Origin of the sequence: Yersinia sp. J1 (genome assembly GCF_050586585.1) — a bacterium.
GTDB lineage: Bacteria > Pseudomonadota > Gammaproteobacteria > Enterobacterales > Enterobacteriaceae > Yersinia > Yersinia entomophaga.
On record NZ_JBOBDP010000012.1, the window covers coordinates 50968 to 73152 of the forward strand.

The window sequence follows — 22185 nt, forward strand, 5'->3', positions numbered from 1 at the left end:
CGTTTAGCCGGTGATTTGGGTGCCATGTTTAATGGGGGAAATGGTCGCAATATCTCAACGTAAGCGGATGGAAAGCCTGGTAAAGCTTATCAGCGGAAGGGTTAGGTGATGGGCTTTCAGTTAATGTTTTGGTATGTTGATGAGCAAAAAAGAGTAACGGCAGGGGAATGTATAAATCGTTATAAATCAGTTTGTTGCTATTTTTTTGTTTGCTTGGTTTTTGACGTTCGTCGTATAAGAAATCTGTCGTTTCGACGCATCAGCATCTACGCATCGGCATCTATCTACACATAAGCGCTGCCCATAAATAAAAGTTACAGCTCGAACCCCCACTAATAATTTGTACCATCGATTATTAGCTTTACCGGTAACGAGCTGCGCTTTTTAAATTCTCAGATTCAAATTTATTTATATCAACGGGCTATTTATATCAATGAGCTATAGATCTGCCAGCAAGATCTTTGAACGCCGTTGATAATTGTACAGTTCCTGCTTCTCAACGGGCAAAACTTCCACTTCTGCGGGAGTAAAACCGCGCTCCTGAAACCAGTGAATGCTGCGAGTGGTTAACACAAACAGCTTTTTCAGCCCCATCTGGCGTGCCTGATTGGCTACCCGCTTTAACAGCATTTCACCGCGGGACGAACTGCGATAATCGGGATGAACCGCTACGCAGGCCATTTCGCCAATGTGTTCTTCTGGGAATGGATAGAGAGCCGCGCAGGCGATAGTCAAATTATCACGCTCGATGATAGTAAATTTATCAATTTCCATTTCTAACTGCTCACGGGAGCGGCGCACTAAAATACCTTGTTGTTCCAATGGACGAATAAGCTCCAGTATGCCGCCAATATCGTTAATAGTTGCACGTCTTACCTGCTCTGCGCTTTCCATTACGATTTGGGTACCGATACCATCGCGGGAGAACAGTTCTTGCACTAGTGCTCCATCTTCCTGATAACTCAGTAAATGGCTGCGACGAACGCCACTGCGACAGGCTTTTAATGCCCCACGCAGGAAACGTACCGTGCCGGAGTGGTAGTCGCCTTCTTGCTCCAGTTCTTCAATGCGTTTCTGGGCATCGTTGGGGAACAACTCGGAAATAATATTCCCATCTCTATCCGTTACCCCTTGAGATGAGCAGAAACCGATCATTTTTTCCGCTTTTAGCTTAATCGCAAGCTGCGTTGCCACCTCTTCAGAGGTCAGATTAAAGCTCTCTCCGGTGACAGAAACGGCCACCGGCCCCATCAGAACGATAGCCCCGCTATCCAGTTGACGATGAATCGCTTCTTCATCAATACGGCGAATACGGCCGCTGTGGCAATAATCAACACCATCATCCACGCCGAGCGGCTGCGCGATAATAAAGTTACCGCTGACGACGTTGATATGAGCACCTTGCAGTGGCGTGTTGTTCAGGCTCATGGATAAACGAGCGGTGATATCTAACTGAAGTAATCCTGCTGCCTGCTTAACCAACTCCAGAGTTCGGGAATCAGTTACCCGAGTATGCTTATGATAAATAGGTTCATAGTTATGCTGAGCGAGATTGCTGTCGATTTGTGGGCGGGCACCATAAACCACCACAAGACGAATCCCTAGACTGTGCAATAGCCCTATGTCATTGACAATATTGGCGAAGTTTTCATGTTCGATCGCTTCCCCGCCGAGCATGACGACAAACGTCTTGCCCCGGTGCGCATTAATATAGGGAACTGAGTGGCGAAACCCTTGGACCAGTTCAGTACTACGTTCCTTCACGGCAGACCCTCTTTGAATTTTTATTCGGTATTTTTGTATTTTTATTCTTTTATGGCCGTGAAGGCAAGCAAGAAATTGCTATTAAATGCATGTGTATGGCTATGAGAGAGTAATAAATTGAATAACATAAAAATGTTTTCTGATGACAGAGGAGGAGTGATTCGCTAAAGTTTTGCCATCATTATCTTTTTTGGTTGTTTTTTCATCGTTTATTGGTAGTTACTTTGGAGTTCCATGGCAAATTCAGATCATAATCCCGCGCGTCGCCGTTTACTGCAAGGCGTAGCTGCAACCTGGTTACTCAGTGTTAGTCAGGTTGGATTTGCCTCCGCATCTCAGGTAGTTGCCGTTAGGGTATGGCCTTCCTCAACCTATACCCGTGTGACGTTGGAATCGAATACGCCACTTAAATATCGCCAATTTGCTTTAACGAATCCCGACAGAATTGTGGTGGATATCGAAGGCGTTCATCTCAATAGCGTACTGAAAGAGATTGGTGAGCAAATCCAATCTGGCGATCCTTACTTAAAGCAGGCTCGCGTTGGACAGTTTGATAAAAATACCGTGCGTCTAGTATTGGAACTCAAGCAAAGTATTAGCCCGCAGCTGTTTACCCTGAAGCCTGTTTCCAAATTCCGTAACCGTCTGGTTGTCGATCTTTATCCCGCTAAGGGAGGCGTTTCCGAGGAAGACGATCCTTTGTTGGCGCTACTTGAGGATTACAACAAAGGTAACGTGGAGCGAACCTTGCCGGCCGAATCGGCTCGGGCGGGTAAGGCAGGACGTGATCGCCCGATTGTTATTATGCTGGATCCTGGGCACGGTGGCGAAGACCCTGGCGCAATAGGGAAAAACAAAACTCGCGAAAAAGACATTGTGCTGCAAATTGCCCGCCGCCTTCGCGCGCTGATTCAGCGTGAGCCAAATATGCGGGTATTTATGACGCGAAATGAAGATGTGTTTATCCCGCTGAAAGTCAGGGTGGCAAAAGCCCGTAAGCAGCGCGCCGATCTGTTTATTTCGATTCATGCAGATGCGTTTACCAATAGAGCCGCTCGGGGTTCGTCGGTATTTGCGTTATCCACCAAAGGTGCAACCAGTACGGCGGCGAAATTCCTGGCGCAAACCCAGAACGAGGCTGACCTGATCGGCGGCGTCAGTAAAAGCGGCGACCGCTATCTGGATCACACCATGATTGACCTGCTACAGACCGCGACGATTAACGACAGCCTAAAATTTGGTAAAGAAGTGTTACATCGATTGGGTAAAATTAATAAACTGCATAAAAATCGAGTTGATCAAGCTGGATTTGCCGTATTAAAAGCGCCGGATATCCCTTCGATTCTGGTAGAAACCGCCTTTATCAGTAACGTAGAAGAAGAACGTAAATTACGTACCAGTCATTTCCAACAACAAATTGCTGAATCTGTATTTGCCGGAATCAAAGCTTACTTTGCTAACGGTGGGGCAGTTGCTCGGGTGTAATGGCGCTGGGAATGGTATTAAGGCGCTTTGGAATTTATCGGTCCAAGGATTGGCTGATTGGGAATGGAGTAAGGAAATACATTAGGGAAGTCAGACGGGATAGGGTAGTTTCCGGAGGCCAGAAACAAAAAAACACCCTTGAGGGTGTCTTGAGTTAGAAAACTGTGATTAAGAATTGGTTGCGGGGGCCGGATTTGAACCGACGACCTTCGGGTTATGAGCCCGACGAGCTACCAGGCTGCTCCACCCCGCGTCCGTCTTAATGCTTATTTTCTACTGACTATCAAGTTGTTGGTTGCGGGGGCCGGATTTGAACCGACGACCTTCGGGTTATGAGCCCGACGAGCTACCAGGCTGCTCCACCCCGCGTCCGTCTAACAACTTATTTTACTATTATTTCAAGACTATCGGACGACATTTGATACTGCTGGTAATCAGTATCGGTTGGTTGCGGGGGCCGGATTTGAACCGACGACCTTCGGGTTATGAGCCCGACGAGCTACCAGGCTGCTCCACCCCGCGTCCGATTCAGCGCACTATACTCTGGATCACATTTCTTGCAAGTGCTTTTGGCATTTAAACTGCATAAAGACAATCAATTGACTAATTTGTGAACTATGTGGTTTGTTTTTCTACGTAATGGGCAATATGAGTCAGTATATGATTTTTTGTGGCTACTGATTCCTTTATCCATAGGCGTTTGTTATCGTTCAGCCGGAAGATAAAATGTGTGTATAAGAAGGCGTGTAATGAAAGGACGTTGGGGCAAATACCTACTGAGCGGATTAATGATTGCAGTATTGGCTGGTTGTCAGTCACGGCCCACCGATCGTGGTCAACAATATAAGGATGGTCGATTGAGCCATTCTCTGGAACTGGTGAATGAACCCAGCGCCACGGGTAAGCCGGTCAACGCAAAAGATTATTCAGATCAGGTGAAAGTGATTAATCAGGCTTCACCTAATCTTTACAACCGCCACAGTAATACTTTTGAAGCAGTCCAAAACTGGATGTTAGCGGGTGCGGATACCAGCAAACTCAGCCTGTTTGGTTTGAACGCTTATCAAATGGAAGGGGTGGATAATTTTGGAAACGTCCAGTTTACCGGCTATTACACTCCGGTTTTACAAGCTCGCTATACGCCGCAAGGAGAATTCCGTCATCCTCTGTACCGTATGCCATCTAAAAAAGGCAAAGGCCGTCTGCCGGATCGCGCCGGAATCTACGCGGGCGCATTGGATGATCGCAATTTAGTTATCGCTTACACCAATTCGTTGATGGATAACTTTATGATGGAAGTGCAGGGCAGCGGTTACGTAGATTTTGGTGATGGGCGGCCTCTGACTTTCTTTGGTTACGCAGGCAAAAATGGCCATGCTTACCGCAGCATTGGGAAAGTGCTGATCGACCGCGGTGAAGTCGCTAAGGCCGATATGTCGATGCAGGCTATTCGTAAATGGGCTGAAACGCACAGTGAAGCTGAAGTCAGAGAGTTATTAGAGCAGAACCCGTCCTTTGTGTTCTTTAAACCGGAAATGTACGCCCCGGTAAAAGGTGCGAGCGCGGTTCCATTGATTGCGAAAGCTTCCGTTGCATCGGATCGTTCATTAATTCCTGCGGGAACAACGCTGCTGGCCGAAGTGCCGCTGCTGGACGAACAGGGCAAATTTACCGGGCAATATCAAATGCGCCTGATGGTTGCACTGGACGTCGGTGGAGCAATCAAAGGTCAGCATTTCGATATTTATCAGGGTATTGGTCATGAAGCCGGTCAGGCTGCTGGTTTCTATAACCATTATGGCCGTGTATGGGTGCTGAAAAATGCTCAAAGCGGTGGCCCAATGTTTACCGCTTATAAAGGTGATAAAGCTAACACGCCTTCCAGCTCTTCGCTTTTAGTGAACAACTAGGCGACTCATGGCGTGACTCTGTTTACAGTCACAGCTTATCAAGCGGCCAATTGGCCGCTTTTGCATTCGTAGACTGGTTTTAGGTTATTTCTCTATAAGGTACAAATAAGGTTATGAGCACACTGTATTCTGAAGCTTATCAACAGCGATTTGGTGGCATAGCCCGTCTTTATGGTCAACAGGCGCTGGCGGTATTTTCGCAGGCTCACGTTTGCGTGATTGGTATTGGCGGAGTGGGTTCCTGGGCGGCAGAAGCCTTAGCCCGAACCGGTATCGGTGCCATTACTCTGATTGATATGGATGACGTGTGTGTAACCAATACCAACAGGCAGGTACATGCGCTGAGACAATATGTGGGGCAGTCTAAAACAGAGGTTATGGCCGAGCGTATTCGGGCGATTAACCCTGAATGTCAGGTTACCTGCATTGATGACTTTATTACGCCAGACAACGTGGCTGAGATGCTGGATCGAAACTTTAGCTATGTCATTGATGCAATTGATAGCATTCGTCCCAAAGCGGCATTACTGGCCTATTGCCGTCGCTATAGAATTCCGGTTATAGCAACCGGTGGCGCTGGCGGTCAGATAGATCCAACTCGGATTGAAGTTGTTGATTTAGCCAAGACGATTCAGGATCCGTTGGCAGCTAAACTGCGTGAAAGGCTGAAAAGCGATTATAACGTAGTGAAAAACAGCAAAGGTAAGCTCGGGATTGATTGCGTTTTTTCCACTGAACCGCTGGTTTATCCGCAACCTGATGGTTCCGTCTGTGCCTCCCGCAGCACTGCGGAAGGCCCTAAAAAGATGGATTGCGCCTCAGGATTCGGTTCGGTGACTATGGTCACCGCCACCTTCGGTTTTGTTGCGGTCTCTCATGCCCTGAAAAAAATGCTGGCAAAAGCGGCGCGACAACTTCAGGCGGTCTAAATCGGATTCTGATAGCGAGCAGCAATCGTTTTAAAGCCCTGCGCCAGTGCCTGTAAACCGCTGGCGCGGGAACTGCTTAGCTGTTGGCGCAGATCCAGTCGATCAAACAAATCTAACGGATCTTGATTCAAAATCTGTTGGGGCGTTTTCCCTTCCACATTGGTCAGTAATACCGCCAGTAAACCTCGAACGATTCGGCCTTCGCTGTCCCCATAAAAATGCAGTCGGCCATCCGCCAAAAGTTCGTGGCCAAGCCAGACTCGGTTTTCACAGCCGGACAGTTCGAATTCAGTTTGTTTCAGCGATTCATCCATCGGCGGTAACTGCTTAGCCAGCAAAATCAGTTGGCGGTAGCGATCTTCCCACTGTTTCAGAGTACTGAATTTCTCGATAAGGTCGTCGCGGGTAACTTCTTGGCCAAATGGATGTGGGGCGGTCATTTTCTTCTCTTTTCTATTCAGTGAGCCTCAGCTTTTCCTGAGGTTTTCATTAATCCTGCAATAATGTTAGCGCGAAAGTTATCGCTGAGCAGAGGCTTTCTACTTCTTCACGGGTATTGTAGGGCGCGAACGAGGCTCGCAGGCTACCGCTGATACCCAACGCACTCATTAGCGGCTGAGCACAATGCTGACCGGCGCGCAGAGCGATACCTTGCTCTGCCAGCAGTGTTACCAAATCGCTGTGGTGTACTCCGTCAAAGTTAAAAGCCAGCAAGCTGGAGTGAGAGCAACGATAACTGCGAAATCCGTCCAGTTTGCTCAGTTTTTCTTCCGCTAACGTAGCCAGACCACTGCTGTATTCTTCTGCCGCTTCAATATCAATATTTTCAAGCCAGCTAAGTGCGGCGGACAGGCCGATAACCCCGGCGATATTGGGGGTTCCTGCTTCGAAACGGTAAGGAGCATCCTGCGGAGTAAAACCGGCGAAGGAAGCTTGAGTCAGCATTTTACCGCCCCCCTGCCAAGGAGACATTTCTTCCAGCAGTTCTGTTTTGGCATATAACGCGCCAATTCCCGTCGGGCCATAGAGTTTATGAGCAGAAAAAACATAAAAATCAATATCAAAATCCTGAACATCCGCCGGGCTGTGTACCACACCTTGAGCACCATCAACGACCACTATGCAGTTTTTACTGTGTGCCAGATCGATAGCCAAAGCCAAATCAGGCATACCGCCGGTGACATTAGACATTTGCCCCAGCGCTAAAATGCGCGTTTTCCCGGTCAATAACGCGGGTAGCTGCTGAAAATCAGGGAGAAAGTCGCTGCCCAGCGGTAGTTTTACCAAGGTTGCGCCAGTTTGCTCTGCGACCATTAGCCAGGGAATCAGATTGGCATGATGTTCTGCTTCGCTCACCAGAATTTCATCTCCGGGTTGGAGGCGAGGGCGAGCGTAGCTTTGCGCGATCAGATTAATCGCTTCGGTAGTGCCTTTGGTCCAGACAATATTTTCTGCCGTGGGAGCGTTAATAAAATCAGCGACTTGCTGACGAGCTTGTTCAAAACGCAAGGTCAGGGAACGAGCGGCCTGATGCTGGCTGCGATGTACCGTGGCCGCATCTTGCGCATAAAACTGTTGAGTGGCATCAATCACCCCTTGGGGTTTCAGCGCGGTAGCGGCGCTATCCAGGTAAATTCCCGAACTATTGATAGCCGGGAATTCTGCGCGAAAAGCTGCGGGGTTAAAAGACTTCATACAGTGCTCAAATCCTCTGAAAAGCTAAGATCATTCTTATTTTTCGGTGTTTAACGGGTAATTAGCCCGCTAATTGCCCAGATTCATGGAAATATGTAATAAGTTTGTTATGCTGAATAGTGTCTGGCGAATAATTAATTTAATAATCTAAATTATTTTTTTCAGTATTTTAATCTGCAAGGAGTGATCCATGAAAAAGACAGCTGCCGTACTTTCCGCTTTAATGCTTACTTTTACTCTCGCAGCCTGCTCAAGCAACTATGTCATGCATACCAATGATGGTCGCACCATCGTCGCCGATGGTAAACCTAAAGTCGATAATGATACCGGTATGATCAGTTACATTGATGCCAACGGCACAGAACAGCAAATTAACCGTTCCGAAGTAAAAGAAATGGCGGAAGGGAAATAATACCGGCGGATTTTAGCCTGACTACCTGATTAAGTTTAAGCTTTTCTGACGTGCAACGCGCAGTGAAGCTTAAACTTAAGATAAAAAAAAGCACCGCTTTATGGGGCGGTGCTGCATAAAATCACTATGGACAGACAGGGTAAATGTACAGGAAGTGAAAAAACAGTAGCTTAGCTACTATGTCTGGCATTCCAGACCATTTGCAAACACAACATCACAACCACAAAGCCAAAAGCAATTCAGTACCTGGATACTAAACTTACTTTTCGTTCCGGCTCGGGAAGTGCCGCCACTATAGGTATTTGCTGGCGCATCATCAACGGACAATTTATAATGGCTCGCATTACAAAAACTAATAAGTAAACAAAGGGTTTCATCCGCGGATGAGCCGTTATAAAAAAGTATCCAATTCATGTCAAAACGATTGCCACCCCTTAATGCTCTCCGCGTGTTTGATGCGGCCGCGCGCCACCTCAGTTTTACTAAGGCGGCGGATGAATTATTTGTCACTCAGGCCGCCGTTAGCCACCAGATTAAATCTCTGGAAGACTTTCTGGGCCTGAAGCTTTTCCGTCGACGTAACCGTTCCTTACTGCTGACGGAAGAAGGGCAAAGTTACTACCTGGATATTAAAGAAATTTTCACTTCGATTAACGAAGCTACGCGCAAATTACAGGCCCGTAGCGCCAAGGGGGCATTAACGGTCAGTTTACCGCCGAGTTTTGCTATTCAATGGTTGGTTCCGCGTTTATCTAGCTTTAACTCAGCTTATCCGGGGATTGACGTCAGAATCCAGGCCGTTGACCGTGAAGAAGATAAATTGGCAGATGATGTAGACGTGGCTATTTTCTACGGTCGCGGCAACTGGACGGGGCTGCGCACCGAAAGATTGTACGCCGAGTTTCTGCTGCCAGTTTGTGCTCCTAGCCTGCTAATGGGCGAACATCCGCTGAAAATGCCGGCAGATCTGGCTAATCATACTTTGTTGCATGATACTTCCCGCCGCGACTGGTTGGCCTATACCCGTCAGTTGGGCGTTCCGCAAATTAATGTGCAGCAGGGGCCGATTTTTAGTCACAGTGCCATGGTGGTTCAGGCCGCGGTTCACGGTCAGGGTATTGCTTTGGTGAATAATGTGATGGCTCAGACCGAAATCGAAGCGGGGCGGTTGGTATGTCCGTTCAATGAGGTTCTGGTAAGTAAAAATGCTTTTTATCTGGTTTGTCATGACAGTCAGGCAGAACTGGGTAAAATAGCTGCCTTTCGTCAGTGGATTCTGGCTCGGGCAGCCAGTGAACAAGAGAAATTACGATTCCGCTACGAAAATTGATCGTGAAAAAACGCAAAATTACCTAATTTCACCACGGTAACTATCTATAAAATAAGGTAAATAACGATGAGTGGTCGTTTGATGCTGATCTTTGCCGCTATCAGCGGTTTTTTCTATGTCGCTTTTGGTGCTTTTGGCGCACACGTATTAAGCGGAAGTCTGGGCGTAAATGAAATGGCCTGGATCCGTACCGGTTTGGAATATCAGGGATTTCATACTCTGGCTATTCTCGCTTTGGCCGTTGCTATGCAGCGCCAGATCAGTATTTGGTTTTACTGGAGCGGCGCTTTATTGGCCCTCGGCACCCTGTTATTTAGTGGCAGTCTCTACTGCCTGGCTCTATCGCACCTGAAACTTTGGGTATATGTCACGCCGATTGGCGGCGTATGCTTTCTGGCGGGATGGATTTTGATGTTGATTGGCGCGCTGCGTCTACGGAAAAGGGCAGAACGCCATGAATAAAATTGCTTTATATTGCCGTCAAGGCTTTGAAAAAGAGTGTGCGGCGGAAATTACCGCCAAGGCCGCAGAACACGAAGTCTTTGGTTTTGCTCGGGTAAAAGATAATAGCGGTTATGTCTTATTCGAGTGTTACCAGCATGAAGATGCGGATCGCCTGATTCGCGAGCTGCCGTTTAAAGAGCTGATTTTTGCTCGGCAAATGATGGTTGTTGGCGAACTGCTAAAGGATCTGCCGCCGGAAGACCGAGTGTCTCCGATCGTAGGGATGTTGGTCGGCGTGGTGGAAAAAGCCGGTGAACTGCGAGTTGAAGTGCCGGACACCAATGAGAGTAAAGAATTGCTTAAATTCTGCCGCAAACTGACGGTGCCGCTGCGTGCCGCGATGCGTGAACAGAAGATTTTGCAGACTCGTGAAAATCCGCATCGTCCGGTGGTTCACGTATTCTTTATCGCTTCTGGTTGCTGTTATGTCGGTTATTCCTACAGTAACAACAACTCTCCTCTGTATATGGGGATTCCGCGCCTGAAATTCCCTTCGGATGCACCAAGCCGTTCGACGCTGAAGCTGGAAGAGGCTTTCCACGAATTTATTCCTGCGGATGAGTGGGAAGAACGCTTGGCAAGCGGCATGCACGCGGTGGATCTCGGCGCTTGTCCGGGTGGCTGGACTTATCAGCTGGTTCAACGCAGCATGATGGTGCAGGCGGTGGATAACGGCACTATGGCCCAGAGTCTGATGGATACCGGGCAGGTGACTCATCACCGTGCGGACGGATTCAAATATGAGCCAACGCGCAGCAATATCTATTGGCTGGTTTGCGATATGGTTGAAAAGCCAGCGCGAGTAACGCAGCTGATTACCGACTGGCTGGTCAATGGCTGGTGTCGTGAGGCAATTTTCAATCTTAAATTGCCAATGAAAAAGCGCTACGAAGAAGTGTTGCAAAACCTGGCGATGATGGATGAACAGTTGAAAGAAAACGGTATTAATGCGCATATTCAGGCTAAACAGCTTTATCACGATCGTGAGGAAGTGACCGTGCATGTTCGTCGTATCTGGGCTGGCGTTCCAGGTCGTAGAGATGAACGTATTTAGTTGTTGGTTAAAGCTAAATCTATGATTTCACTCACAGCCAAACGTGAGTGATTGGGCGCTCGGGATTCAAAATTAAACGTTCAAACCCCGATCTTTAAAACCTTCGGGTCAACGGCAGAGATTCAATAGCTAAGATGTAAAATCAGGGGGGCGATTGGCTAATGCCGATCGTTTAATGAGCGGTTGACCGATCCGTTGGTTGATGTAAAAGGGTTCATGTCTCTGCATGAACCCTTTTTAATGGAACTTTCACAAGCCCTCGGCATTATCAATCTCACTTTTCCTGAGCATGCCCGTAATCTTACCAGCTCGGATAAAAAGGCAGTTGGTCACCTTAAGTGACCAGCATTAGGCCGATTGCTCCCTTAACTATGGCCTAAGCGTAGCTGTTGCAGGTTACCGTTCAGCGGTAAATCTGTTTTAAGCGTGGCTACCTGTTTGCAGATAAAGGCCATGTCCTGATGCTGTTGCAGCTTTTTTCGCCACTTTTCCGGAACCTGTTCTAGGTTTTGATATAACTCTTCCAGGCTGTTGACCTGTTGCAATAACACCGCTGCCGTTTTAGCGCCTATCCCTGCTACGCCGGGGATTTTGCTGCTGCTGATACCGGCTAGCCCCCAATAATCAGGTAATTGATGTGGGGCAACGCCAAACTCTTGTTTGACGAATGGTAAGTCCAGCCAGCGTTTCTGAAAGTAATCCCGAATCTGTACGTTTGGCACCAATAACTGGCAGTAACCTTTATCGGTAGAAACTATGGTGACCTGATGTCCGGCTCCGGCAATTTTAGCTGCTAGCGTGGCGGCTAAATCATCGGCCTCATTGCCGGGAGAGTGCCAGCAGGGGACGCCCAGTTCGGCAAAAGCTTGTCTAAGCTGCGGCATTTCCTGCTGTAAATTATCCGGCATTGGCGATCGCCCAGCTTTGTAATCCGGCAAACAATGGTGGCGCCAGCTATCGGAACGGTCATCCTCATCAAAAACGGCAACCGCATGGGTAGGCTGGCTGTGTGAAATAAGTTGCTGTAATGCATGGGTACAGGCATTTACACAAGGGGAACCTTGCACTGCATGGATGCGGCGAATGAGATTGAGAGCGTCAACGATAAGAAGGTGTATATCCATAACCTGAAGGCAAGAGTCCTGATAGTCGAAATTGTGTGGGTGAAAATAAAATCGGTATTATTGATAATTCTGATAATTCTGATACTTCTGATACTTCTGATACTTCTGATACTTCTGATACTTCTGATACTTCTGATACGTCATGCTATCGCATCGACTTTATTACTCCCCGTACTCTCCCGATACTTAGAATGACTAAGTATCGGGGATTATCCTCACTGCCGCTTAAACCTTATTGAGCACGCGTAGCCGCTCGCGTTTAAGGGCAGATTTCATAACATGGCGTATATGCGCTGCCCGGTAATTTCATTCGATGCTGAGCAATAAAGCCCTGTAGCAAATGATCCATCTGCTTCATCATTTGTGGGTCGCCGTGTAATTTATAAGGCCCATAAGCCTCAATGGCGTGAATGCCGACTTCTTTTACATTACCAGCCACAATGCCTGAAAATGCCCGACGTAGTGCTGCAGCCAGCTTTTCTGCCGGTTGATCAGGGTATAAATTCAGTGCAGCCATGTTCTCGTGGGTTGGTTCAAATGGCAATTGCAAGTCTGGTTCAATGCGCATAGACCAGTTGAAGCTATAGGCATCGCCGGTATTTCGGCGATTTTCTTTCACCAGTGGCATGGCTTTTTTCATTTGGCGAGCCACTTCGTCCGGATCGTCGATAATAATCTGATAGTAAGTCCGCGCCTTCTCTCCTAATGTATTCACGATGAAATCGTCCAATACCCGGAAATAATCTTCACTCTCTTTTGGCCCGGTCAGAATCAAAGGTAAAACTTGATTGCTGTTTTCAGGATTCATCAAAATCCCAAGCAAATAGAGCAACTCTTCTGCGGTACCAACGCCACCGGGGAAGATGATAATGCCGTGAGCTATGCGTACAAAGGCTTCCAGACGTTTTTCGATGTCTGGCATGATTACCAGTTCGTTAACCAGAGGATTTGGCGGCTCAGCGGCAATAATTGAAGGCTCGGTCATACCGATGAAACGACCTTGTCTGTAGCGCTGCTGCGCATGGCCTACCGCCGCGCCCTTCATCGGCGCTTCCATCGCACCTGGCCCGCAGCCAGTACAAATATTTAGTTCACGCAGACCCAGTTGGCTACCGACCTTGCGGGCATACAGATATTCAATTTCATTGATAGAATGCCCGCCCCAACACACCACCATATTAGGATCTTCATCAATATGCAGTGCGCGGGCGTTACGCAGGATAGAAAATACCAGATTGGTCAAATGGCTGGAGTTTTCCATATTCAGGTGCTGGAAACGTCCGGCACTGACGATCTGACCATTCACGAACAGAATATCTCGCAGAACCGCAAACAGGTTAGCTTGTAGTGAACGGATGATTCGTCCATCAACAAAGGCATGTTCTGGCGGATTGACCAGCTCCAGCTTGACGCCTCGCTCGCGACGTAACACATTGATATCAAAGTTTTCGTAGCGAGATAGCAGCTCTTTGCTGTTATCGGTCTGGCTACCTGAATTCAATACCGCCAGAGAGCAATTACGGAACAGGCGGTAAAGGTCGCTGCTGGCAGTGCGTTTTAGCATGTCAACTTCGAGCTGAGACAACAGATCCATTGAGCCAAGCGGGCTAATATGTGTAATCAAAATGACTCCTTTACGCCCCGCAGAGGGGCCGTCGTAACTGCATTGCACCAGAGAGCGGCTATTCTCTTTATGATCTCGCTTTTTTGCGTACCAGAGCTCCGCTCTCGATGTCTCCATTGAAATATCACATAAATTGTTCTTCAGGTGACGGCAGTCTTTATCGTTCATTATTGCCGTAACACACTTCAATTCACCTTAACGTTGTCCCTTGTTTTTTGCCAATACTAACGAGATTTTTACTGCCAATGTTGCGTAATGGCACGCATTATTGACGCGCTAAACGCCCGTTCGACGGAGTGAAGTCGGTATTGCTGCGCCAAGGGTTGATATCCAGGCCGCCGCGGCGGGTATAGCGGGCATAGACCGACAGCGTTTCAGGCTGGCAGAAGCGCATTAAGTCGTTGAAAATACGCTCCACACATTGCTCATGAAATTCATTGTGATGACGGAAGGAAACCAGATAGCGCAACAATGCTTCACGATTGATTTGTGGGCCACGGTAGCTGATTTGAACCGAACCCCAATCTGGCTGATGAGTGATCAGGCAGTTGGATTTCAATAGGTGGCTGACCAACGTTTCTTCAACGATCTGTTGACCCGTGGCATCTTTCAGATAATCGGTGCTGAATTCGTAATTATCGATGCGAATATCTTGTTCATCCAGACATTCTCCATGGAAATCAGCAATAGGTTGCCCGGCTATATCACTCAGTTTATAGAGTGTGACACTGACTTCGCCCTGCGCGCAGATAGATAGGTCTTGTTGTAAAGTATGGCGAACGCTTTCCCAATCGCTAAACGGAGTCTGGTTAAAGCTGTTCAAATACAGCTTAAAACTCTTGGATTCGATAAGATTAACACTATCGGCATTCAGGCTGATTTCGCCGACGGCAACCTGCGGCAAGCCGTTGGCATTGAGCCAGGACAACTCATACATAGTCCAAATGTCCGCGCCGTGGAAGGGAAGGTTATCAGGATATAATCCCAGCGGCTCGCGATTCATACTGCGGGGAACTGCCTGTAGCAAGGCCGCATCATAGTGGTCACGGTAAGCGGTAGGCTTACCTAAAGTGAGTTCGGCCAGAGCCTGATGATCTTGATATGAAGACATGCTGTTCCCTAGGTGAGAGATCGGTACAATAGCCGACAGTTTACCATTTATGCCGCGCTAGGCATTGTCGCTGAAGGCGAAGTTTCGTTTCCCAGTTTAGCGCAGGCTTATCGGATGTTGAGAGAAAATATGGACCAGAATGTTTCAACCGCTCTACAGAGCTTTACGCAGCGCTACGTTGAACTATGGCAGCAGCAAACCGCCCATGCGCCAGCCAGCCACGAGTTGTACGGGGTGGCTTCGCCTTGTATCACGGAAACGCACGAGGATCAGATTTATTGGCTTCCGCAGCCATTCTTGCCGGCAGCAACGTTAGAAAACGTGGCTCGCGCGTTAGAAATCCAGTTACATGACGATATTCATACCTTTTACACGCTGCAGTATGCGGGAGATATGACCGCGGAGTTGGGCGATCATCGTTTTACTCTGTTGCAGGTATGGAGTGAGGATGATTTTACTCGATTACAGGAAAACCTTATCGGTCATTTGGTTACGCAAAAACGGCTCAAACTGTCCCCGACGCTGTTTCTGGCAACGACAGAATCTGAAATGACAATGGCATCGCTGTGCAACGTTACTGGCAATGTCGTTTTGGAGCACTTTGGCAGTAATCAACGTACGCTTTTAGCCTCCAACCTGAGCCATTTCCTCGATGCATTGCGCCCAGTAATGCCAATCTAAACCTTAATTTAATTAAGGTTATCTGATTTCCGTGTGAGAGATCTCTCACACGGCCTGTAAGACATAGCTTCTATTTTTTGAAGATGATTTTCTTGCGTGAGAATTATTCTCAATAAAATCACTCCGTTATAAACATTCAATTTTTTGTCTATTAAAACGTATAGATAAGAGGCTTTACAGTATCTTGTCTCTGTTCGCCAATTAAGCGATCCTTTATTCACCAGATAGGATCTGGTTGGAAAGGAACAGCATCGGGATGATGCAGCTTCAGGATGAAGGAAATCAGGGACTGCTCAGGACGAGTGAAGGGATGTTTTAGGACGAAACAAGGGACACCTCCAGGATGGAGATAGGGAGCCGATAAAGGATTATTGGTGGGTTAGGATGACCTAAGGATCGCACCAGGATGGTGTAGGACATCGCGAAGGATTGCTGGTTAGGATAACCGCAGGAAAAGTTTTCAAGGATTGAGCAGGGAGCATCAATTTAGCTGGATTGCTATAAAACGAACAGAGGGGTACTGGTCAAACAGTACCCCTTTTTTTATGCTTTTTTTCACTGCGGCTTAGGCTCGCTTCCTTTAATTAGTTTACTGATAGCGGATTTAGTTAGCCGATAGTTGGGTCTCCTGCGCTTCGATGGTATGCTTGCGCGCTTTTGTTTTCATCCGGATTATCTGGAGTGAACCTTCCTTTCTGGCCTGTGTTGGCCCATTTTTGGTCGAGAATTAAAACATGAGTCTAAACAATCAGGTACGCCAGATTTTACAGGATATCGATCTGGCATTACGCACCATTAATCTTTGGCAGTCATCTCCGCCTGAGGCTGAGGCCTTTGAAAGCGTTGAGCCTTTTTGCGTCGATACCATGGCCGCTGAGCAATGGCTTCAGTGGGTATTGCTACCGCGAATGAATGCGCTGCTAGAAAAAAATGCTCCCTTACCGACCCGCTTTGCCGTAACGCCTTATTTTGAGGTGGCGTTGAAAGATCATCAGACGGATTGCAGTCTTCTTCTGGCGCAGTTGCAGCGTCTCGATGACCTGTTAAACATAGAAAGCGAATAATGCTCGAAATACTTTATCAAGATGAACATATTGTTGCGGTTAATAAGCCTGCCGGTTGGCTGGTACACCGCAGCTGGCTTGACCGTAATGAAACCGTTTTTGTGATGCAAACGGTGCGTGACCAAATTGGACAGCATGTGTATACCCTACACCGTTTGGATCGTCCGACTTCCGGCGTATTGTTGATGGCGCTGTCTAGCGAAGTGGCACGCGCATTGTCACAACAGTTCGAACAACATGAAGTTAAGAAGGTTTATCATGCGGTTGTACGCGGTTATGTGTTAGAAGACGACACTCTCGACTACGCTTTGACCGAAGAGTTGGACAAAATTGCCGATAAGTTTGCCAGCCAGGATAAAGCGCCAAAACCAGCGATTACGCATTACCGTGCGTTAGCGAGAGCCGAGATGCCGGTTGCTATTGGTCGCTACGAAACCGCTCGCTACAGCTTGATGGAACTGACTCCGGAAACCGGGCGTAAACATCAGTTACGACGTCATATGGCGCATATTCGTCACCCGATTCTGGGGGACAGCACGCATGGCGATTTACGTCAGAATCGCGGAATGTCGCAACATTTTGATTGCTCACGTTTAATGTTACATGCCAGCCATTTATCGCTGAATCATCCGGTCACCGGTGAATCCTTGGCGCTATCTGCGCGCTGGGACAGTGCCTGGCAGGGCGTGATGTCACAATTTGGCTGGGAAGGCCTTCTCCCTGAGCTTGAAAGGGTTGAGTTTCTTGGCGACGAAGGTCAGGATAGTGAGTAACTTATTGGTAATTTAAAGAAGGTTTTTTATGGCTCAGGTGGGTATTTTTGTCGGTACGGTTTATGGCAATGCGCTTTTAGTTGCGGAAGAAGCTGAAAACATACTGAATGAGCAAGGCCACGAAGTTAAGCTATTTGACGAAGGTACGCTGGAAGCCTGGCAATATTATCGCCAGCATTATGCGTTAGTGATCACGTCCACCACTGGGCAAGGTGATTTTCCTGACAATATCGCGCCGTTGTTTCAGGCTGTGCGCGATCAGGTTGGTTACCAGCCTGAGCTGCGCTACGGCGTTATTGCATTAGGCGATAGCAGCTACGATAACTACTGTGGCGCAGGTCGTGCTTTTGACGCTTTATTGCAGGAGCAGGGCGCGACGCGTATCGGCGAGATCTTGGAAATTGATGCGATTGAGCAGCCGGAGCCTGAGGCGGTTTCCTGCCCGTGGGTAGAGCAATGGGGCCAGTTGCTGAAATAAACCGGGTTGGAATCCAGCCGTAGCCGTGCTCACACGCTCAGCGTAAATAAATTGATGTAAATAAAAGTGGCGAACAGATATCGCCACTTTTTACTGTTTGTTTTGTGATTGTCTATCTTGTTCCTAACGGATTATGGGCAGGTATTAGCGGCCGCTTTTCGTTAGTTTTTCCAGATCGGATTCAATTTCAGAGATTTTGTGAGCAACCACGTTTTCCAAATGACGCAGGTCATCCAGAATTTTGCGTTTCAAGTCCACTTCAACTTGATCGCGTTTGCAGAGTTGGTCCAACTCATCAATCACATAACGCAGATTCGGGTTAATTTCGTGAATCTCTTTGTAACCTTGTCCGGCGTTGTCCGCAACTACGGTTTTACGCTGACGCGGATATTTGAATTTGACGCTTTTAGCAAAAAACTCGCCTTTATCTTTGCGGAAATAAATTTTCAGAATGTCGTTATTGGCCTCCTGACGCAGGCTGTAGCGATCGACATCTTCCGGTTGAGTGATTCCTAAGCTTTTCAGGTTGTCATACATAGCGCCACCTTATTGGTTTTATATTCCACAGTTTCTATTATGGCGGTTATTGTTGCCATAATATGTGATTGCAGGCGATAACTGCTTACAAGACAAAAAAATAGCGGGCTGATTGGCCCGCTAGTTGAATGTTAGTCGATGGTACGTAATAACTCGTTAATGCCGACTTTACCCAAGGTTTTTGCGTCGACTTTCTTCACAATAACCGCACAGTACAGGCTGTAGCTACCGTCTTTGGACGGCAGATTACCTGAAACCACAACCGAACCAGCCGGTACGCGACCGTAATGGATTTCGCCGGTTTCGCGATCGTAAATACGAGTGCTTTGACCGATGAATACGCCCATGGAAATCACGGAGCCTTCTTCGACGATAACCCCTTCAACGACTTCTGAACGTGCGCCTACGAAGCAGTTATCTTCGATGATGGTTGGGTTAGCCTGCAATGGCTCCAATACGCCGCCGATGCCAACGCCGCCGGATAAGTGCACGTTTTTACCGATCTGTGCGCAAGAACCTACTGTCGCCCAGGTATCAACCATGGTGCCTTCGTCAACGAAAGCGCCGATATTGACGTAGGAAGGCATCAGCACGGTGTTACGGGCAATGTAAGCGCCTTTGCGCACGGTAGCCGGAGGTACGACGCGGAAGCCTTCGCGCTGGAAGCGCGCTTCGTCGTAATCAGCAAATTTCATTGGGACTTTATCGTAATAACGAGTTTCTGCACCTTCCATCACTTGGTTATCATTGATGCGGAAGGAGAGCAGAACGGCTTTTTTCAGCCATTGATGTGTTACCCACTGGCCTTCAATCTTTTCCGCTACGCGCAATGCGCCGGTATCTAACAGATTGATAACGTGGTTAATGGCTTCGCGCGTTACGGTGTCTACGTTAGCCGGAGTGATCTCTGCACGGCGTTCGAAGGCGTTTTCAATAACGGTCTGTAGTTGCTGCATCCGGTTCTCTTTCCTGAAGTTGAAAGGTTGTAAGAAAAAATAATCGTTAAAAAGTTATTTGTATCACAGTTTATCGTTCGGATTGAGGGTGTCTGTCAACCGTTGTGCTAATTCCTTTCGCGTTTCGGCATTCAATGCCCGACGATCCTTATCTGCTAATACGAATAAATCCTCAACTCTTTCGCCAATAGTGGTGATGCGAGCGCTGTGAAGTGATAATCCCAAATCAGCAAATATTTCCCCAACTCTGGCCAATAATCCCGGCTGATCCAAGGCGATCAGTTCGAGATAACTACGGCGATCTGTATGAGTTGGCAGGAAGTTAGCCTCGGTAGGCACGCTGAAATGACGCAGTTTGGGCGATAAACGTCTGACCCGCGGATGCTGATAGTTCGGCTGTGTCATTGCCTGTTCCAGCGCATGACGAATTACCGGATGCCGATCCTGCGCCAACGGGCTGCCGTCCGGTTCTAGCACGATAAAGGTATCCATCGCCATACCGTCACGATTGGTGAAAATCTGAGCGTCGTGAACGCTCAGATTACGCCGATCTAATTCACCCACCACGGCAGCGAATAGGGAAGGGCGATCCGGGCTCCAGATAAAGATTTCTGTGCCGCCCCGCGTAGCCTGGCGACTGACTAGCACCAAAGGTTTGGTGGAATCATGCTCAAGTAAGTGACGGGCATGCCAGGCTAATTGATTTGGTGAATGGCGTAGGAAATAATCGGCGCGGCAGCGACTCCAGATTCTGTGAAGCGCTTCTTCGTCAATATTATCCATTCGCAGTAATGCCAGCGCCTGGAGACGGTGATGGCGCACGCGCTCTCGCAGATCCGGACTGTTTTCCATGCCTCGTCGCAGCTGCTTTTCAGTGGCGAAATATAGCTCGCGCAATAAACTCTGCTTCCAGCTATTCCACAGGTTTTCATTGGTGGCACAAATATCAGCCACCGTCAGGCTAATCAGGTAGCGTAAGCGCGTTTCACTTTGTACTTCGGCAGAAAATTGCTGAATAACCGTTGGGTCCTGAATATCACGACGCTGAGCCGTCACTGACATCAATAAATGGCAACGAACTAGCCAAGCAACAAGCTGAGCTTCCCGCGAGTTCAATCCGTGTAATTCGGCAAATTCCAGCACATCCTGCGCGCCGAGAATTGAGTGGTCGCCGCCGCGCCCTTTGGCTATATCGTGGAACAGCGCGGCGAGCAACAGTAATTCCGGCTGCGGCAGGCGCGGATATAGCTCTACGCATAATGGATGACGCGGACGAGTTGATTCGTCGGCGAAGCTTTCCAGTTTTTGTAATACCCGAATAGTGTGTTCATCGACGGTGTAGGCATGGAACAGGTCAAACTGCATCTGGCCGACAATACTGCCCCACTGTGGCATATAGGCCCACAGCACGCTGTGGCGGTGCATTGGCAGTAAGGCGCGGGAAACGGCTCCCGGATGGCGCAGAATAGCCATAAACAGTTTACGAGCCTCTGGAATGGTACACAGCGGCTGTTTTAGGTGGCGGCGAGCGTGGCGCAGTTGGCGCACGGTGGTGGAATAGATTCCCATGATATCCTGATTGCGAACCATCAGGTAAAACATTCTCATGATGGTTTCGGGCTGGCGGATAAACAGTTGCTCATCCCGTAGATCAATCAGATTGCCGCGTAGCTGGAAATCATCATCCAAAGGCCGTGGTTTTTCATTAGTATCCAGTGCCAGTATGGCTTCATCGAATAGCTGTAGCAGCATATTGTTCAGTTCGCTGACACGACGCGTCATACGATAAAAATCTTTCATCATGCGCTCCACCGGTTCGTTGCCTTCTCCCTGATAACGAAGCAGTTGTGCCACGCTAAGCTGGCGGTCGAACAGCAGCCGGTTATCGTAGCGATTTAAGACCAGATGAAGGGCAAAACGGATGCGCCACAGGAAGCTTTGGCATTCGATAAGCTCGTTGCTTTCCGCTTTGGTCAGGAAACCGAACTCGACCATTTCACTCAGCGTGGTGGCACCAAAGTGGCGGCGGGCAACCCACAGCAAGGTGTGAATGTCTCGTAGGCCGCCGGGGCTGCTTTTGATATCCGGCTCCAGATTATAGCTGGTGCCGTGGTAGCGTTTGTGCCGCTCTTGTTGCTCGGCAATTTTGGCATCGAAAAATTCGGGTGAGGGCCAGAAGCTGTCGCTGAAAATGTGTTTCTGCATTTGCAAAAACAGTGCGACATCACCGCAAATCATGCGGGATTCGATCAAATTGGTGGCGACGGTTAAATCAGCCAAGCCTTCCAGCAGACATTCTTCAAGGCTGCGTACGCTGTGACCGACTTCCAGTTTTAAATCCCATAGCAGGGTAATAAGCTGCCCGACGCGCTGCGCCTGCTCATCGCTTAAACGCTGCTCGCTTAATACCAATACATCAATATCGGACAGGGGATGCAGTTCGCCGCGCCCATAGCCACCAACGGCGACCAGTGCGGTCTGCGGAATATGCTCAAAGCCATAAAATGACCACAGTCGCTGTAATAGAGCATCAATATAATTGCTACGGGCTGCCACCAGTTTTTCCGCGCTCACCCCTGCATTGAAGGCGTCGGCCAGCCAGTTCTGGAAGGTTTCCAGACGTTGTTTCAACGGTTGGCAGTGGAGTTCGCTATCAGAATAAGTGCTGGGAAATGCAGGCTGCTCAGGGAGAGCCCTCACTGATGCCGATGGGAGAGGGTTTTCAGTGTTGTGGTCAGACATAGGGGTTCCTGA

Annotated in this window: 20 protein-coding genes and 3 tRNA genes; 11 read left to right on the plus strand and 12 right to left on the minus strand. The window is 48.3% G+C overall.

The window, feature by feature from the left end; all coding sequences use genetic code 11:
* Positions 1-438: 438 nt before the first annotated feature.
* Positions 439-1764, minus strand: coding sequence for an amino-acid N-acetyltransferase (gene argA / locus ACQ4OC_RS15135; RefSeq protein WP_430971318.1), 1326 nt, complete (start codon positions 1762-1764; stop codon positions 439-441).
* A gap of 234 nt (positions 1765-1998) precedes the next feature.
* On the opposite strand from argA, the gene amiC reads away from it, so the two are divergent.
* On the plus strand, positions 1999-3249 hold the full coding sequence (gene amiC / locus ACQ4OC_RS15140) for an N-acetylmuramoyl-L-alanine amidase AmiC (protein ID WP_064514820.1): 1251 nt from the start codon (positions 1999-2001) through the stop codon (positions 3247-3249).
* A gap of 176 nt (positions 3250-3425) precedes the next feature.
* On the opposite strand, the gene ACQ4OC_RS15145 is transcribed toward amiC, so the two are convergent.
* The 3 genes from ACQ4OC_RS15145 to ACQ4OC_RS15155 all read right to left on the minus strand — a co-directional run bounded on the left by ACQ4OC_RS15145 (position 3426) and on the right by ACQ4OC_RS15155 (position 3771).
* A tRNA-Met gene (locus ACQ4OC_RS15145) sits at positions 3426-3502 on the minus strand.
* 39 nt (positions 3503-3541) lie between these two features.
* Positions 3542-3618 (minus strand) — tRNA-Met (locus ACQ4OC_RS15150).
* 76 nt (positions 3619-3694) lie between these two features.
* Positions 3695-3771: transfer RNA gene (locus ACQ4OC_RS15155), tRNA-Met, on the minus strand.
* Between the two features lie 227 nt (positions 3772-3998).
* Between ACQ4OC_RS15155 and mltA the strand changes: the two genes are divergently transcribed.
* Both mltA and tcdA read left to right on the plus strand, forming a co-directional pair.
* The gene (mltA, locus tag ACQ4OC_RS15160) at positions 3999-5159 is read left to right on the plus strand and encodes a murein transglycosylase A (protein ID WP_049599868.1); all 1161 of its coding nucleotides are present in this window, start codon (positions 3999-4001) and stop codon (positions 5157-5159) included.
* 113 nt (positions 5160-5272) lie between these two features.
* Positions 5273-6088, plus strand: a complete 816-nt coding sequence (tcdA, locus tag ACQ4OC_RS15165) for a tRNA cyclic N6-threonylcarbamoyladenosine(37) synthase TcdA (protein WP_430971319.1) — start codon at positions 5273-5275, stop codon at positions 6086-6088.
* Here the strand turns inward: tcdA and csdE are convergent.
* Together csdE and csdA are read right to left on the minus strand one after the other, a co-directional pair.
* Positions 6085-6528, minus strand: coding sequence for a cysteine desulfurase sulfur acceptor subunit CsdE (gene csdE / locus ACQ4OC_RS15170; RefSeq protein ID WP_430971320.1), 444 nt, complete (start codon positions 6526-6528; stop codon positions 6085-6087). The two genes, tcdA and csdE, sit on opposite strands and share 4 nt — an antisense overlap.
* Positions 6529-6577: 49 nt before the next feature.
* Positions 6578-7783 (minus strand): cysteine desulfurase CsdA, encoded by a 1206-nt coding sequence (gene csdA, locus ACQ4OC_RS15175; RefSeq protein ID WP_064514814.1) that lies wholly within the window; start codon positions 7781-7783, stop codon positions 6578-6580.
* A 190-nt stretch (positions 7784-7973) separates the two neighbouring features.
* Here csdA and ACQ4OC_RS15180 point away from each other — a divergent pair, with 190 nt between their 5' ends.
* The 4 genes from ACQ4OC_RS15180 to rlmM all read left to right on the plus strand — a co-directional run bounded on the left by ACQ4OC_RS15180 (position 7974) and on the right by rlmM (position 11083).
* Positions 7974-8195: a YgdI/YgdR family lipoprotein gene (locus ACQ4OC_RS15180; RefSeq protein ID WP_064514812.1), complete on the plus strand. Its 222-nt coding sequence runs from the start codon at positions 7974-7976 to the stop codon at positions 8193-8195.
* Between the two features lie 412 nt (positions 8196-8607).
* On the plus strand, positions 8608-9525 hold the full coding sequence (locus tag ACQ4OC_RS15185; protein WP_064514810.1) for a transcriptional regulator GcvA: 918 nt from the start codon (positions 8608-8610) through the stop codon (positions 9523-9525).
* 66 nt (positions 9526-9591) lie between these two features.
* On the plus strand, positions 9592-9987 hold the full coding sequence (locus ACQ4OC_RS15190; RefSeq protein ID WP_120806914.1) for a DUF423 domain-containing protein: 396 nt from the start codon (positions 9592-9594) through the stop codon (positions 9985-9987).
* The gene (gene rlmM / locus ACQ4OC_RS15195; RefSeq protein WP_064514808.1) at positions 9980-11083 is read left to right on the plus strand and encodes a 23S rRNA (cytidine(2498)-2'-O)-methyltransferase RlmM; all 1104 of its coding nucleotides are present in this window, start codon (positions 9980-9982) and stop codon (positions 11081-11083) included. The genes ACQ4OC_RS15190 and rlmM overlap by 8 nt, the downstream gene beginning before the upstream one ends.
* Before the next feature lie 365 nt (positions 11084-11448).
* Here the strand turns inward: rlmM and xni are convergent, their stop codons facing one another.
* The 3 genes from xni to queF form a co-directional block, all read right to left on the minus strand.
* Positions 11449-12207: a flap endonuclease Xni gene (gene xni / locus ACQ4OC_RS15200; protein WP_064514806.1), complete on the minus strand. Its 759-nt coding sequence runs from the start codon at positions 12205-12207 to the stop codon at positions 11449-11451.
* Positions 12208-12466: 259 nt separating this feature from the next.
* Complete coding sequence (gene ppnN / locus ACQ4OC_RS15205) at positions 12467-13831, minus strand: nucleotide 5'-monophosphate nucleosidase PpnN (RefSeq protein WP_064518338.1); 1365 nt, start codon at positions 13829-13831, stop codon at positions 12467-12469.
* Positions 13832-14096: 265 nt separating this feature from the next.
* Positions 14097-14942, minus strand: a complete 846-nt coding sequence (gene queF / locus ACQ4OC_RS15210) for an NADPH-dependent 7-cyano-7-deazaguanine reductase QueF (RefSeq protein WP_430971321.1) — start codon at positions 14940-14942, stop codon at positions 14097-14099.
* 129 nt (positions 14943-15071) lie between these two features.
* On the opposite strand from queF, the gene syd reads away from it, so the two are divergent.
* From syd to ACQ4OC_RS15230, 4 genes are all read left to right on the plus strand, one after another.
* Positions 15072-15623 carry a SecY-interacting protein gene (gene syd / locus ACQ4OC_RS15215; RefSeq protein ID WP_120806924.1) on the plus strand — a complete coding sequence of 184 codons (552 nt, stop codon included), beginning with the start codon at positions 15072-15074 and terminating at the stop codon, positions 15621-15623.
* Positions 15624-16357: 734 nt separating this feature from the next.
* A complete protein-coding gene (locus ACQ4OC_RS15220) occupies positions 16358-16687 on the plus strand; it encodes a YqcC family protein (protein WP_064514799.1) in 330 nt (109 codons plus the stop codon).
* Positions 16687-17460, plus strand: a complete 774-nt coding sequence (gene truC, locus ACQ4OC_RS15225; protein ID WP_430971322.1) for a tRNA pseudouridine(65) synthase TruC — start codon at positions 16687-16689, stop codon at positions 17458-17460. The genes ACQ4OC_RS15220 and truC overlap by 1 nt, the downstream gene beginning before the upstream one ends.
* A 28-nt stretch (positions 17461-17488) precedes the next feature.
* Complete coding sequence (locus tag ACQ4OC_RS15230) at positions 17489-17938, plus strand: flavodoxin (protein ID WP_064514795.1); 450 nt, start codon at positions 17489-17491, stop codon at positions 17936-17938.
* Positions 17939-18082: 144 nt separating this feature from the next.
* Here ACQ4OC_RS15230 and ACQ4OC_RS15235 read toward each other — a convergent pair whose 3' ends face one another.
* The 3 genes from ACQ4OC_RS15235 to glnD form a co-directional block, all read right to left on the minus strand.
* The gene (locus tag ACQ4OC_RS15235; protein ID WP_049599904.1) at positions 18083-18475 is read right to left on the minus strand and encodes a DUF3461 family protein; all 393 of its coding nucleotides are present in this window, start codon (positions 18473-18475) and stop codon (positions 18083-18085) included.
* A gap of 131 nt (positions 18476-18606) precedes the next feature.
* Positions 18607-19431, minus strand: coding sequence for a 2,3,4,5-tetrahydropyridine-2,6-dicarboxylate N-succinyltransferase (dapD, locus tag ACQ4OC_RS15240; RefSeq protein WP_049599907.1), 825 nt, complete (start codon positions 19429-19431; stop codon positions 18607-18609).
* A gap of 63 nt (positions 19432-19494) precedes the next feature.
* Positions 19495-22173 carry a bifunctional uridylyltransferase/uridylyl-removing protein GlnD gene (glnD, locus tag ACQ4OC_RS15245; protein ID WP_064514793.1) on the minus strand — a complete coding sequence of 893 codons (2679 nt, stop codon included), beginning with the start codon at positions 22171-22173 and terminating at the stop codon, positions 19495-19497.
* Positions 22174-22185 lie beyond the last annotated feature (12 nt).

Excerpts from the sequence above, each read along its gene's own strand:
- amiC (WP_064514820.1), top strand. The coding sequence starts at position 1,999 with ATGGCAAATTCAGATCATAATCCCGCGCGTCGCCGTTTACTGCAAGGC.
- mltA (WP_049599868.1), top strand. The coding sequence starts at position 3,999 with ATGAAAGGACGTTGGGGCAAATACCTACTGAGCGGATTAATGATTGCA.
- tcdA (WP_430971319.1), top strand. The coding sequence starts at position 5,273 with ATGAGCACACTGTATTCTGAAGCTTATCAACAGCGATTTGGTGGCATA.
- csdE (WP_430971320.1), bottom strand. The coding sequence starts at position 6,528 with ATGACCGCCCCACATCCATTTGGCCAAGAAGTTACCCGCGACGACCTT.
- csdA (WP_064514814.1), bottom strand. The coding sequence starts at position 7,783 with ATGAAGTCTTTTAACCCCGCAGCTTTTCGCGCAGAATTCCCGGCTATC.
- ACQ4OC_RS15180 (WP_064514812.1), top strand. The coding sequence starts at position 7,974 with ATGAAAAAGACAGCTGCCGTACTTTCCGCTTTAATGCTTACTTTTACT.
- ACQ4OC_RS15185 (WP_064514810.1), top strand. The coding sequence starts at position 8,608 with ATGTCAAAACGATTGCCACCCCTTAATGCTCTCCGCGTGTTTGATGCG.
- ACQ4OC_RS15190 (WP_120806914.1), top strand. The coding sequence starts at position 9,592 with ATGAGTGGTCGTTTGATGCTGATCTTTGCCGCTATCAGCGGTTTTTTC.
- rlmM (WP_064514808.1), top strand. The coding sequence starts at position 9,980 with ATGAATAAAATTGCTTTATATTGCCGTCAAGGCTTTGAAAAAGAGTGT.
- xni (WP_064514806.1), bottom strand. The coding sequence starts at position 12,207 with ATGGATATACACCTTCTTATCGTTGACGCTCTCAATCTCATTCGCCGC.
- queF (WP_430971321.1), bottom strand. The coding sequence starts at position 14,942 with ATGTCTTCATATCAAGATCATCAGGCTCTGGCCGAACTCACTTTAGGT.
- syd (WP_120806924.1), top strand. The coding sequence starts at position 15,072 with ATGGACCAGAATGTTTCAACCGCTCTACAGAGCTTTACGCAGCGCTAC.
- ACQ4OC_RS15220 (WP_064514799.1), top strand. The coding sequence starts at position 16,358 with ATGAGTCTAAACAATCAGGTACGCCAGATTTTACAGGATATCGATCTG.
- truC (WP_430971322.1), top strand. The coding sequence starts at position 16,687 with ATGCTCGAAATACTTTATCAAGATGAACATATTGTTGCGGTTAATAAG.
- ACQ4OC_RS15230 (WP_064514795.1), top strand. The coding sequence starts at position 17,489 with ATGGCTCAGGTGGGTATTTTTGTCGGTACGGTTTATGGCAATGCGCTT.
- ACQ4OC_RS15235 (WP_049599904.1), bottom strand. The coding sequence starts at position 18,475 with ATGTATGACAACCTGAAAAGCTTAGGAATCACTCAACCGGAAGATGTC.
- dapD (WP_049599907.1), bottom strand. The coding sequence starts at position 19,431 with ATGCAGCAACTACAGACCGTTATTGAAAACGCCTTCGAACGCCGTGCA.
- glnD (WP_064514793.1), bottom strand. The coding sequence starts at position 22,173 with ATGTCTGACCACAACACTGAAAACCCTCTCCCATCGGCATCAGTGAGG.